Below are 13,184 nucleotides of genomic sequence, written 5' to 3' on the forward strand. Positions count from 1 at the left end.
GTTTTTTGGGGGGGTATTCAGTCTGCCTGCGATGCGCGGGTATATTCCATAAATGATGAAAGCATGTCAAGGGTATGGCTTGCCGAACTTTCTATTTCAGCCTGTTGCGGGTCGGGAACGTTCGTTGCCGCGATATCGGCGGTTGACTGCATATGTCCTTCCGCCGAGATCATCTGAGCCTGTATCTGTTCAGATGAGAGGCGCTGGAGCCCGCGGGACGAAAGACTTGTGGCGGCACGGACGATGTCAGTGTATGCCAGATTGTTGTCGCGGGTGAACACAAGCAGTTCTATGAAGCTTCGCGGAGACTCGCGGAAGTGTTCGCGGTAAAGCGCCGCCACCGACGGATGTACCTGTTGCAGAGCCACAGACCGCCCCAGAGCGGCCGGTTTGCGCAGGAATGTACCCAGATAATGCATCAGGTCGATGACCCAGTCGCCGGAGCGTCGGCTTCGGGCATGATTGGCCACCTTGTCGCGTCCGTAAAGCACCACGATGCGCTCGGAATACAGCTTTACCGCCACCTGCGAGCCCACCAGACGGTCGGGCACAGAGTAGTGCACTCCGTCAACGGTTATCGTTGAATACTTTCCGACGCGGTACAGCCGCTGCTCGAAGCAGCCGATGTCACCGTGGTCCAACGGACGTAGCGCCGCCAGATCGGCCTGTATGCGCAGGCGTTTTTCTTCCGCCGACATGTTGGACGCCTCTGTGTTGAGCCTGTCGCAGACTGCCGCCAGATGCGTCTGCGCGGCATCCAGGGAGTCAAACCGGACCTCGAACGAGAATGCACGACGCCGGATATATTCCACCGAACGTTCCACCTTGCCTTTTTCCCATCCCGAGCGAGGGTTGCAGAAATGGGGTGTGAAACAGTAGTGTACCTCCATGCGCAGCAGCGCATCCGTGTGCTCGCGGTCGCGCCCGAGGAACTTCTTTACGGCGGTACGCATGTTGTCATAGGCCATCACGCGCGGGGTGCCCCCCAACTCCCGGAAGCAGTTGCGGTGGGCTTCCATAAGAGCCAGGGTATCTTCGCGCGAAAACAGATATGCCTTGCGCATATTGCTGTGGTCGAGGGTGAATACCGCCATGTGAAGGCGAGTCCTGACTCCACCGATCCACAGGGTAAGCACGCCCCAGTCGAACTCGCAACGGAATCCAGGCTCATAGTCCTGACGGATATATGCCTTTGCAGGCTTTTCTTGCGACTTCGGCGCTGCCTCCAGCGCACGGACATACTGACATACTGTGGAATAGGCGATACGCACGCCATCGTCCTGAAGACGTCGCCACATATCGAGCTTGCGCATCTGCTGCTTGTGCAATCCGGCAGCGACGTTCTCCCGGTTGCGGGCGATAAAACCATCGATGCGACGGCGGACATCATCGGTCACAACACGCCTGACGCGTCCGCTGCTGTCATACTTCGGCCTGGTCAGCAGATAATCGTCAACCTCCCGCTCTGTCGGTGACGGGCCGGCCTCTCTCTCGAACTCGCGCAGATACTTGCGCACGGTCTTGCGGCTCATGCCGTTGCGGCGCGCTATCTCGCGGATGCTCATCCCCTCGCGGCGATGAGACAGAATAATGGATGTTTTTTCCTCCATGTGTAGCATTTTGTGGAATCGTTGATGTCGTTCTTTCTAATCAACGATATCCGGTTGAACTTACCCATGGGGTGGGTCCCTTTTCAATTGCTCTACCTGGGTCCCTTTTCAAATGTTAGATGCAGCGTTTAGAATATGGAATATCGGGAATTATCAAAACAACTATGTGCAGTGTTCAACTTAAAGGGCATTACATCTAAATGTTTTGTCCATAGGGTTGAGTGTCTCTTGGTAGGGTTGACATTTGTCAAAGTTCCGAATCGGGATTACAAGCTATTCTTTTCGATATATCCTCTTTGGCGTTCTACCCTGAAAAGTTGCATAGATGTTCCTTTATTGCTTCAACCGTTAGTAGATGACAACGGTCTTGACATATATTTGTCTGACAGTACAAATATCATTGACAGATGCAGCACGAAATTTCCATTGTTAAGCGGAAGCAACACAGCCGCGGATTTTGTCCGGGTTTTATATGAAATTATTGCAACCGACAAGTCCATACAAACCAACTTTGTACTCCAAATGAAGATATACGAGTTGATATATGGTGTCGCTCTTTATCTCAACAACATAGATATAGCCCAAGATGTATACATACATATTTCAAATCAAATATCCGGCTGGGACACAAAGATATTCAACTATTGGTACGGCGATAAAGATACAACACTGTCGAAACTTCTTGAATTTGAATCAAACAAGCGCAGAATAGTCAAGAATGTTGACCTGAACGCCTTTGACTCCAGAGTAATAAAGCTCCCTACTTATAAATTCCTTGAACACCATGAAACTAACCGATAAAGAAATAAGCAGTATGTTTGCTCAATCACCGGAAGTCAGATACAGTTACTCGCTGAAAAGGATTGCGGACAGCGGTTGTCTATGGTATCTGTCATCTGATGATAGCTATATGTGCATTCAGGATGGAGACATAAGACTGTTTCCTGTGTGGCCATTTAAGGAGTATGCGGAGAAGTTTGTGTCAAGCATGAGCAACGGACATAAATGTAATTGCTCAAAATTGAATCTCGAAGAGTTTTCCGACAAACTTGTTGATTATCTTTGTGAAACGGGAATATCAATAGGAGTTTTTCCGATCACTGAAAATGACTATGGCAAAATAATTAGCGTAAATACCTTTGCTGAAGACTTATCCGTTGAACTTGAAAATTACCAATGACATATGACAAACAAAGAATTATTTTTAACCATAGTTGAGCGGCTAAAGACAGAGCCTTTTCTCAAAGGCTTTAAGTTCCGTAAACGTGATTCTTCTTTTATTAAACAAGAAGGTGGTTTGCGACGGCATATCGAATTAGACCATTGGAGTAAGGAGGGAGTGCTTATCATCTATCCTATCTATATGGTTCGTTTTGATGTTCTATTGAAATGGTTTGAGCCGTATAATGTAAAATCACCGCAAGCCCAACAGGATAATCCTTCTGTCGGATTTACCGGAAATATGCTTGGCAGACAGGATAAGTTTACGATTTCAGAAGCCTATCTGGAGTGCGAATACTCAAAGCTCTGTGGCACACTTACCGACTGTTCCGGCATAGTATTTCAATCATACACGTCATTGCATGATATGTTTGAACACGAGATTATACCCATATTGGATGGTAAGCGAGCATTACCCGATGTCGGTGCAGACTGGGCGTTTGAGTATCTTACACTAACACGTATTGAATCGCCTGAAGATTATCCGGCAGTCAAAGCATTGATCTTGGCGCAAGTCCTGAAAATGGCTGAAAGGCACGAACCAAATATAATGGACTATTTCCCTCGACTGGATGAGATAATCAGCGTTATGGAGCAGACTTTTCCAACAAAATAATTGCAGACGTCATGGAAATAGATGTGCCGAAATATGATAGGAATATTGGATTGCAAAATTATAGAGAAGGTATGAATCAACGAAAGAAGATAGGCGACTTTTTTGTTGGAGTGATTGTTACATTATTCCTTGCAGTATTGGCTATCCCAATGAAAGCCAATGATAATTGCCGTCAGGATACGCTGAAATATGATTATGAAAGTCTGTATGCAGTTCACTGGGATATGACTGCCTGCCCGGTGGCAAATGTCTTTACATTCCCTCAAAATGACGTTGACAGGATTGTAGAAGCACTATTAGACACTCCAAAAGAAGCTTTATTTCAAGGGAATTGGATTTTATGTTACTATTTGGATACTTCGTTTGAGGAAATCTCGCAAATCAAAAGCAATCTATCATCTATTGATTTACCACACGGATATGAGTGGAAGTTTGGATTATTTGAAAATGACAAACAGGGGCTGGCTCTTTTAGCAGCAATTGTCGAATCGGACTATAAATTTGTCGCTCATATCGGACATGCCTGTATAGATAAAGATCCATCAGGTAGACCGGTAATCAGCTTTTCGCTGTATCAAGGAGAATCCGATGACCTTTCAATGGAATTTAGAAAATTTCGCGTAAAACATAATTGCATTTTATTGACAATTAATGATTGGGCTTTCGCTCCAACCCAGATGAAACAACTTGACGCACCCTCGAATGACTATATCACTATTTCTTATGTGCCTGATGTCGTTATACAAGACTTGTATTCTACTTCCGTCAGATATATGCTTGAAAACGTTATACCAAACGAAGCTGTTAGACCGGCTCCAATAAAACAACAGCCATGAAGCGTTGGCAAAAGATATTGTTGGTGGCTTTTCATGCCGTGATGCTGGTACTGTTCCTCTTTGTGGTGTTGAACAGTTTGCAGTTACGTTGGCGGTTAGGCTATGTACTATTTTGGATTACCGCCCTTTCGGGTTGTGCGGTATATTTCATTCGCGGTAAAAAAGCGGTGTATAATACTATCTCACGGATATATGCCATTGGTTGGATGCTTCTCTCAGTTGTAGGCTTAATATTTACATTCCTGACGTTTGATGCCGTGTATTGCGAAACGGACAAATATATCATGAAGGAACCGTCAGAGATAATAGGCTTCGACAGTGCCATTCTTTATGAAAAGAAGGGTCTGCTTGAAGTAGAGAAACAGCGATATAAGTTTATTCATCCAAAATCCTTTACCCCGTTGGACACCATCGGAGCTATTGTGATTTACGGAGATTTCGATAATGGCGAAACAACAGAGGATGGCGTGGCAATACTCCCCCTTGACGATTCGTTTGATAAAGAAAAAGCCAAAGAATACGCACTAAACCACAACATTGAGTATGGAGAATAACGGGATAAGCAAGCCTATAAATAAACGACAACGATTCAGCCGATTCATGCGGTATCTTTCTGTGGCAGTTGTCACGGTTTGGTTGCTTGTATTTTTGATTGCATCTGCCGATAAAGATGAATTTCGGGCGGTCGGCGTCATTGTGTTATTGTTTTTCGTATTCCTCTTTATAATTCCGCTTATCGGATTTTGGATTTATTCTTTTGTAAAGGCCGTAAGGCGACACTCAAAAGCCGACAGGATTCTTTTATGGTTCCATATCGCCGATCTGTTAATCCTTGGGGGTATAGTTTTTCTACTTAATAGACCACCTATGAGATGCGATGCGTTCATTATGGCTGAATGTTACAACGGAGAGCCTGTTTTCTGGATGTGGAATACAGTAGGTCGTTATCGCGATATGCTGCCTGACAGCACACGACTGGTTGTTGAATTTGATAACGGAGATATGCCACAATCTATGCCCCAATCCGATATACTGGACGAATTTGAAAAAAAGCAACTAAAAGAACGTTTGGACTACTTAGGTTGTATAGGGATAGATGTCAACAATTATCCCGATTCGGAATATTCAACTATCCGATTCCGACGTATGAATATGGGAATGTACTCATATCGCCTTTATAATCATCCTCTCTCGCATGACCAGCAGGACAGCATAAACGCTGATCCGTGCCTGATAGTATATAATGACTCTACTGTTTTCGAGTTTAGTGCCGGTGTCTTAGGAGCACAGACTTTTCCTGGCAAACAGGAATTTCTTGAAGCGCAAAAAAGGAATGAAACTAAATGAAACTGACCGATAAACAATATAGCAATCAGGTTTTTAAGCGCACCTCGTTTTGTAACGAAGGCATTGCCGTGTGGTGGACTAAAAAGAAATTTGAGCGATGCCAATTTCTTGGATGTGATTTTTCAGATGTCCTTGCAAGAGGGTGTCGATTTATAGAATGTGTTTTCAAAGGAGGTAAGTTACAACATTTCTCTATGGGTGGACGGACTTCTGTCTTGTTGCGGAAAACTGTCTATATGGGTTGCACTTTTGAAAATGTCAAATTAAGAAGTCTCGGAATTGCAGATTTCATTGGTTGTACGTTCATTAACTGCGACTTCAATACCGCATTCATTGCCGCGTCATTTTCAAAGTGCAAATTTGTCGGAAAGATTTATGGATGCGTGTTTTGCGGGCCGAAGTTCGACAGCTATTATTATGGGAATAAATTATCATTTTTAGTGTCTAATAAAGGACGATTGGAGGATGTTGACTTTTCCGAAGCCAGTCTTACTGACGTAGATTTCCGCGGAGGTATTGATTTATCAAAGGTTCTGATGCCTCACACTACCATAAACAGGATGTGATTATGAAGATACAGGACGTTAAAAAACATATTTTCTCCACCTTGGAGCCATTCGCTGCAGCTAAAGGTTTCAAGATCCTCAGGGGTCGATTTGCATTGAGTCGAAAAGCCGGCAGTCGTACTGATGAAATATTTTTCACTTATCATTCATGGGGTTTTGAGGTAAACATATTTCCGTATGTCAGTGTGGACTATGGAGAGATAACTACAATCTGCAATGACTGTGGCTTCATTCTGAACCATTCTGCATTTATCAATCTTTTATTGCTTCAAAGAATAAAACTGCAAGGATTTAATCCGGATTTAAGATGGAAAACGCAGATTGTCAAAACAGACCGCTTTATTCTTTCAGACGATGAGCCGGACGACTATAACCGGCTTGATATGGGGCTGTCGCCATTACTTCCTATTGCGTTGGATTTTATCTCTCAATATGACAGTATCAATTCAATACTATGCCAATAGAACAATATAGCCCATATTGTTCAGGGCTTGATACTCATTGTATGGTTGGACTAATTTCTGCCAAACTCTCCAAAAATGCTGATTACGAAAATATTAAACGAATGTATCAACGAATAGTGAAAAAAGAGGATTTCACAATCGAGATGAAATCTTCTTTTTCACGAATTGTTGCTTATCTTGAACAAATATGATACTGACCGATAAACGATTTTGGATATTTGTGGCTTTTGAAGCTTTTGTTTCAGTAGGAACAGGTTATAGTATGTTGTATATGGAATGGGACATATACTATACGTTTATATTCCTATTATGTAGTTTGTTGAGTGGATTCATTGCATTTAAGTGGTTTAGGAAAAGTATTATCAGACTTTCTTTGTCGGTCTGGATAGCTAACAGCCTATCTGTTGCAATCTGTTTTCTTTTACCCAATCTAAATAAATCCACAACACATTCAGATTACCTGATATTATTTTTGATAATGTATTCGTTAATCTCAATTATCCCATATATTGTTGTGACGAAAATTTATTCGCTTATTTCAAAACGACTATGACACATAAATTGGATGTATTTTGGATTGCGCGGGGAGCGTTGCTCGTTCTCATGGTCGGGTGTTGCTTGTCCGAGGGTTGGATTGAAGATACTGCACTGCTTGGCGGAACTTATGTGTTGTCGCTGTTATCGTTCAAAGTACTATTATCTTTTTTTGACCTTTGCGCGTTATTAGTTTATGAATTAGAAATTTCACTATGAAAAATCAGCAAGATAACTTAGGCAGTCAGGATGGAAAGATTGATTTGAAGATGTGGATGGAGGAGCATCCGCAGGAATATGGCGAGTTTGCTGCGGCGATGGGCGAAGCGGACTCGCTGGAGGTGTTTTTGTTGGGTGCAGCAGCATTTCTTTCGTCGCCGGAGTTTCAGAAGCGATTGGAGAATATGATTGACCTTGACAATCTGGACTTGGATGAGCTTTTGAAGATTCTTCAAGAGTCGGATTTTGCTGAGAAGATATTTGGCGAACAGGCAGAAGGGAGCGAATGGGCTAAATACCGGTTGCCCTTTGCCGCATGGCTCAAATATGGACGCTCTTCTGAAATGATGATAGATAATATTGAGGAAGCGGCAGAGTCGATTGACAACAAACAGTACCAGTGGCAGCTTGCAAAGTTCATGAAGACATTTCTTGCGAGGGAGGTAGAGGATAAACGACGCTCGCGCAAGGATTTGAAGGAGTATCTTGATTATCGCATGAGTGTAGATAACGGCAATTTGGCTGATTGGGCGTTGGAGGGTATTGATGAGTCTAAACCGACTGCTAAAATTACAGAAAACGCAGAATTATCTCATGACCTTCTTTCCCTTTTGGCATCTCACGGCAGTGAGATTGTTAAGCGCATTGGCAAATGGATAGAAACACATATCCGTGGCGTTGACATAGCGCACTTATATGTCGCACTTGTCGAGTCTGGCGAGCTGGATCCGTCAACACCTGTCAAACGATTTGTCGAGATATTATCCGCCACATTCCCTGAATGCAAAATCGTCGGCGAGCGTCAGGTGCAGAAGAGCGTAAACACGCTACAAGATTTATCTCCCAATCGTAAGCGATTTATCAAAGACGAGCCAGAACATCGCTTCGCTATTGACTCTATAAAGACCGATGTTTTACGAATTGACCCAGATGGAGTAGACTGAAATAGCCTCTTTTCAATTCGTTTGATTCGTTCTGTAGTTCGCGAACTGAACGAACAGATAATTATTCTTATTTCAGTAAATTCGGCTATAATTTTGCGCCATCGTTCCATTTCGGAGCGGTGGCGTTTCTGTCTTATGCCGCCAGTAGAAGCGTCGAACAATGTCGGCAATCGAAACAAAAATGCAGGATTTATTAGATATGCTCAATGAGGGTCGGGCCCATGTCAAGGTGGAGATGAACGCCGAAGACCTCAAGGCATTTTCGGAGGACTTGATCCGCCGCGCAAAGGATGAACTCGGCTCGATGGTCGAGGCAGCCAAAAAAGAACGTATGCTCACCAAAGCCGAGGTAAAGGAACTCTTTGGCGTATGCGATGCCACACTCTGGCACTGGGCAAATAAAGGTATCCTCAAACCTGTCAAGACCGGCAACAAGATTATGTACCCTGAGGTACGCAAAGCCCTCGGACAACGTAACATCAATATCTGAGCATCATGAAAGCGAATGGCTATTACAACCATCCACGCTTTCCGTTGGAAGCCGGATGTGGATTGATCGAGGAGGATAGCATTGCCTTTACCAGCGATTCCGGTAAAACTACCGAAACTCCTTCTTTCCCTCTGGAGATATTTCCGAAAGCAATCCGCGACATAATAGAGGCTCTTGAGGAGTATGAGAACTATAATGTCGATTTCACTTCGGCTTCATTCCTTACAGTATTCGCGGCTGCTATGGGCAACACTTGGTCAGTCCGCTTCATGACAGGATGGGTAAGCCGACCGATAATCTACATGGTGCTTGTCGGCTCGCCGAGCTGTGGCAAGACACCTCCATTGCAACAGGCGGTCGCACCTCTCCTCAAACTCGACGGAGAGTATGACATGATCTACTGCAAGGAGATGGAAACATACCGCCGATGGGAACGCATGTCGGCAAAGCAGCGTGAGAGACATTCTCTCCCTGAAGAAATGGAGATGCCTCAGCGAAAATGCCATGTAGTGGTTGACTCCACTGTAGAGGCTCTTATCGGAACGTTGCGCGACAATCCGCGCGGAGTGCTGATTTACAAGGATGAGATAGACAGCCTTCTTTCCAATTTCAACCGCTACAACGGTTCGGACGAGGGCTACTTTCTCAGTCTGTTCAGCGGTACGCCTTTCAAGTACAGCCGAAAGTCAAACAACGAGCATATCTTCCTCGCCAATCCCTATTGTTCTATTATTGGCACTACACAGCCTGGTCGTCTGGACGAACAGTTCGGCGGCAAGCGAATGATGAACGGCTTTTCATCTCGATTCCTGAAAGTCTATCCCGAAATTGACAAGATGCCGTCGTGGAACGACACCGCCATGCCTGACAGCGTTCTTGAAGAATGGGAGCGAATTATCCGAAAGGTGGTAGCCGCTACTCCTTCAACAGACCAAGAGGGAAAAGCAACCTCAATAGAGCTACTGTTTTCCCAAGAGTCGAAGCTCCGCATAATTCAGTGGAAAGACGAGGTCAATAACAAGGCTTATGCTGAAACGGATTCGGATGCTGTAAGAGCGTTGTGCGGCAAACTGGAAACTTATCTCGTCCGCTTCTGCCTGGTCATACAGATTATGCACTGTATCTGTGGAGAATCGGGCATGGATAAAATTGAACCGGGAACTGCCGAACTCGCCATCAGGCTCACCGAATATTTCAGAAACATGGAGAGCCGGATTGCACCGGAGATTGAAACCGGTATCCTTGACAACCGGTTCACCGAGTTACTCGGAAACCTCAGGGATTCGTTCACCACAGCCGAGGCAGTCAGGGAAGCCCTGCAACTCGGAATCTCGGAATCCTCGGTCAAAAGATTCCTGAGAGACGGAGGCCGAGGATTCGTGAAGAAAAAGTCACACGGTTGCTATCGCAAAATATGACCCATGCGCTGACACTATGAACTTTTGACATTATGACATTTTCGACCGAGGTCGAACTGACTGAGATACCCCGGTTGCTCACGCCTGATTTGGAGTATAAACCTTGCTTTGCAAGATATGCCGATTGTGTCCACAACGGCTATCCCGCCTCCCCCGAGGTGAGGGTCAATCCCGCTCGAAACTCGCAGTCTTTTATCTAATGATACATTGTCCGTGAACGATGATAGACTGAAAAATGAATGATGAAAAACTGAAAATCTGCGGTTGATATATTATCAAGCAACACATTTATCATGAACCGTGATACTTCGGTTAATCGGTCATCGTCACATTGGATAATCGATACATTGGATAATATGATAATGAGCCATTGGACAATAAGTCATCGGGTAATGGAGCATTGGATAATCAGACAATCGAGACAACCAGATATTATATCATCAAGGTATCAGTTCATCAAATCATCAAGCAATCAGGATTCCAAGTCATATAGTCTTCATTGTATCAGATATTCAATCAACCAATCTATCAAACCATAATATCTTAAAAAGTTAATCTCTATGTCGGATAAAAAATCCATCACTATAAAAATACGTGTCGATTCGCAGACCCACGCAGAAATGCAGTCAAGAGCCGACCGATACACCGACGGTAATCTGAGTGCGTTTGTACGTTGTGCCACACTCAAATATGAAGAGCAGCCGATGGCTGACCGAGACAATCCCCGTATGATTGCTTTGATCAAGTCCGCTATCAAGCTCATCGAAAGAACCGGCACCAACACCAATCAGGTTGCAAAGCACATCAATGAGCAGCAGAAAATGAATCCTTACTCGTTGCGGGCGGCAGATCTTCTTCCCTTCGGTCAGTTTTGCGAGGGTACAGATAAAATCCAACAGATGCTGACATACCTCTATAACATGATAATATCAGGAAAATGATAGTCAAGAAGCTCAACGATGTGTCCGGCGGCGGTTTCCCCGGCGCTCGATATAACGAGAAAAAGATTGCTGATGGCGTGGCAACCCTTATGGCGATGGAGAACGTCAGCGAGGCGTTGCGTCACAATGTCGAGACGCTGCACCGCTTCGGCCTTGATGCCTCGGCTGAAGTCGAAAGGTATATGAAAGAAAACTCTAAGACCTACGGCAATACAAAGACAACACGTTTCCAGTTCCACGTGTCGGCCTCCGTGAAAGGACGCGCCATGTCGCCGGAAGAACTTACCGACTTTGCGCGAGAGCTTATGGTGGGTATGGGATATGCCCGTCAGCCGTATTTTGTTTACGCCCACCATGATACCGGCAACAACCATGTGCATATTCTCTCGACGAGAATAAAGCCAAACGGTTATGCCATATCAGACCATCAGGACAGGCGCAGGCTTAACGAGTGCGCCAACCGCATACTATCTCCTGACATCAAAAAAGATATTGACCGGATTCTCTGTTACGACTATGAAACGGAGGGTCAGTTTGCCAATATCGTCAAGACTCACGGCTACAAGATAGAGAAATCGCTCGACGGCTACCGACTGTTCAAGTGTGGAGGCGACGCCGGGAATATCGCTATCGGTGACATCCTCAATCGAATCACCAGGAACAGCCCCAATCGCAAAGACCGCGCTACACAGCTCCGCTCCATAATCCGGAAATACAAGAGCGAGATAGCCGAGGGAAAATGTCAAAGTGTCGATAATGTCAAAGTGTCAAAAGGTAAGAAGCGAAAGCCGGTAAAGGCAAAGCTGAACACCGACATCCGCAAAATACTTGACAACCACGGCAAACCGTTGAGCGAGGAGAATTGTCAGCGCATACAGACTCTCATTGATGTTCTCAAGACAAAGTTTGGCATAGACATCAGTTTCCAGAAGGACAAGGACGGCAGGGTAAGAGGATACAGTGTAATCGACCATGCTGAAAAGATAGCCTTCGACGGCAGCAAGGTGATGAAACTGTCGGAGCTGATAGACTTCGTCATCAAGCCACAAAGGAAACCATCACCGCTTGACGTGTACCGCGACCTGTTCACTGTCGAGGTGGGCAAAGGCAGCAGAGGGAACTATATGCTCATCAATGTCAAAGACGGTCCGACGTACCGCAAGCCAATCTCACCGAGGCAGTACGCATGGTATAACGGCGTAAAGGATGACGAGCGCGAAGATGTAGGCCTGACAATAGCGGCCACGATGTTCTCCGAGGAGATACTGACCGAATATCTCATGCGCTATCCGATACACAACCATCAAGAGAGAATAAAAGGCATGGCCGTTGTCAAACATAGAAACGGCAACTATTGCCTCCACCTGGCACTGACAGACGTCTATATGCCTTTGATCGAATTAACTCTGGAGGAGGAATCCAAGTTCCGTTCTCTCCATTCCGATGAACAGGCACGACAGGGTTTCCTGATGTCAATAGCCATGCTGCATCTTACTCGAAAGGATGCCGAGGCGGTTAAAGACAGGATAAAACAGAATACCCAATCCAAAGCCGGAGTCCGTATTCTCCCTTCCCGTCCACAGGACTACTCCCAGGAAATATCGGAGATTTTTACAGTCAATCTTGCCAACGCACTCTCTTCCCTCAATGTCAGTTCCGGCTCCTCCGGCTACAAGCGCGAGCACGAAGTCGGCAACAGCTCCCGCTACGACGACATTGATGACCGTCAGTCCGGCACACGACTTACAATGTAAAATAAAATAGTGACTATCTCAGCGCACCACGCCGATAGTCACTATTATTTTGCAGAGAATTTAATGTAGAATTTAATTGGGTTTAGAATTAAACGCTACTTTTTAATACAGTTTAATCAAGCCGATTTATCGTGGTTTATAGCGATTTAGATAGTGACTATTATAGTGACTACGCCCTGTGGTGACTAAAAGAAAAATCGCCAACTCTGTGAGAATTAGCGATT

At 45.1% G+C, this 13,184-nt stretch carries 15 protein-coding genes; 14 read left to right on the plus strand and 1 reads right to left on the minus strand.

Annotation, left to right across the window (positions count from 1 at the left end):
* Nucleotides 1-17: 17 nt before the first annotated feature.
* Nucleotides 18-1,619, minus strand: coding sequence for an IS21 family transposase (istA, locus tag ADH68_RS02925; RefSeq protein WP_068959738.1), 1,602 nt, complete (start codon nucleotides 1,617-1,619; stop codon nucleotides 18-20).
* A gap of 126 nt (nucleotides 1,620-1,745) precedes the next feature.
* Between istA and ADH68_RS13880 the strand changes: the two genes are divergently transcribed.
* From ADH68_RS13880 to ADH68_RS03000, 14 genes are all read left to right on the plus strand, one after another.
* On the plus strand, nucleotides 1,746-2,411 hold the full coding sequence (locus ADH68_RS13880) for a hypothetical protein (RefSeq protein WP_133165743.1): 666 nt from the start codon (nucleotides 1,746-1,748) through the stop codon (nucleotides 2,409-2,411).
* The gene (locus tag ADH68_RS02935) at nucleotides 2,395-2,790 is read left to right on the plus strand and encodes a DUF2750 domain-containing protein (RefSeq protein ID WP_068959877.1); all 396 of its coding nucleotides are present in this window, start codon (nucleotides 2,395-2,397) and stop codon (nucleotides 2,788-2,790) included. The genes ADH68_RS13880 and ADH68_RS02935 overlap by 17 nt, the downstream gene beginning before the upstream one ends.
* Nucleotides 2,791-2,793: 3 nt before the next feature.
* Nucleotides 2,794-3,447 carry a hypothetical protein gene (locus ADH68_RS02940; RefSeq protein ID WP_068959876.1) on the plus strand — a complete coding sequence of 218 codons (654 nt, stop codon included), beginning with the start codon at nucleotides 2,794-2,796 and terminating at the stop codon, nucleotides 3,445-3,447.
* Between the two features lie 11 nt (nucleotides 3,448-3,458).
* Nucleotides 3,459-4,283 (plus strand): hypothetical protein, encoded by an 825-nt coding sequence (locus ADH68_RS02945; protein WP_068959875.1) that lies wholly within the window; start codon nucleotides 3,459-3,461, stop codon nucleotides 4,281-4,283.
* Nucleotides 4,280-4,837 (plus strand): hypothetical protein, encoded by a 558-nt coding sequence (locus ADH68_RS02950; protein ID WP_068959874.1) that lies wholly within the window; start codon nucleotides 4,280-4,282, stop codon nucleotides 4,835-4,837. Before ADH68_RS02945 ends, ADH68_RS02950 begins: the two co-directional genes overlap by 4 nt.
* The gene (locus tag ADH68_RS02955; protein WP_068959873.1) at nucleotides 4,827-5,630 is read left to right on the plus strand and encodes a DUF4267 domain-containing protein; all 804 of its coding nucleotides are present in this window, start codon (nucleotides 4,827-4,829) and stop codon (nucleotides 5,628-5,630) included. The genes ADH68_RS02950 and ADH68_RS02955 overlap by 11 nt, the downstream gene beginning before the upstream one ends.
* The gene (locus tag ADH68_RS02960; protein WP_068959872.1) at nucleotides 5,627-6,196 is read left to right on the plus strand and encodes a pentapeptide repeat-containing protein; all 570 of its coding nucleotides are present in this window, start codon (nucleotides 5,627-5,629) and stop codon (nucleotides 6,194-6,196) included. The genes ADH68_RS02955 and ADH68_RS02960 overlap by 4 nt, the downstream gene beginning before the upstream one ends.
* A gap of 2 nt (nucleotides 6,197-6,198) precedes the next feature.
* Nucleotides 6,199-6,660 (plus strand): hypothetical protein, encoded by a 462-nt coding sequence (locus tag ADH68_RS02965; protein ID WP_068959871.1) that lies wholly within the window; start codon nucleotides 6,199-6,201, stop codon nucleotides 6,658-6,660.
* The gene (locus ADH68_RS13885) at nucleotides 6,651-6,851 is read left to right on the plus strand and encodes a hypothetical protein (RefSeq protein WP_133165744.1); all 201 of its coding nucleotides are present in this window, start codon (nucleotides 6,651-6,653) and stop codon (nucleotides 6,849-6,851) included. The genes ADH68_RS02965 and ADH68_RS13885 overlap by 10 nt, the downstream gene beginning before the upstream one ends.
* A 558-nt stretch (nucleotides 6,852-7,409) precedes the next feature.
* Complete coding sequence (locus ADH68_RS02980; protein ID WP_068959868.1) at nucleotides 7,410-8,357, plus strand: DUF6043 family protein; 948 nt, start codon at nucleotides 7,410-7,412, stop codon at nucleotides 8,355-8,357.
* Between the two features lie 181 nt (nucleotides 8,358-8,538).
* Nucleotides 8,539-8,847 (plus strand): helix-turn-helix domain-containing protein, encoded by a 309-nt coding sequence (locus tag ADH68_RS02985; protein WP_068961958.1) that lies wholly within the window; start codon nucleotides 8,539-8,541, stop codon nucleotides 8,845-8,847.
* Nucleotides 8,848-8,852: 5 nt separating this feature from the next.
* Nucleotides 8,853-10,265: a DUF3987 domain-containing protein gene (locus ADH68_RS02990; RefSeq protein ID WP_068959867.1), complete on the plus strand. Its 1,413-nt coding sequence runs from the start codon at nucleotides 8,853-8,855 to the stop codon at nucleotides 10,263-10,265.
* A gap of 560 nt (nucleotides 10,266-10,825) precedes the next feature.
* Nucleotides 10,826-11,206, plus strand: coding sequence for a hypothetical protein (locus ADH68_RS02995; RefSeq protein ID WP_068959866.1), 381 nt, complete (start codon nucleotides 10,826-10,828; stop codon nucleotides 11,204-11,206).
* A complete protein-coding gene (locus ADH68_RS03000; RefSeq protein ID WP_068959865.1) occupies nucleotides 11,203-12,960 on the plus strand; it encodes a relaxase/mobilization nuclease domain-containing protein in 1,758 nt (585 codons plus the stop codon). Before ADH68_RS02995 ends, ADH68_RS03000 begins: the two co-directional genes overlap by 4 nt.
* Nucleotides 12,961-13,184: the final 224 nt, after the last annotated feature.

It is taken from the genome of Muribaculum intestinale (genome assembly GCF_002201515.1).
GTDB lineage: Bacteria > Bacteroidota > Bacteroidia > Bacteroidales > Muribaculaceae > Muribaculum > Muribaculum intestinale.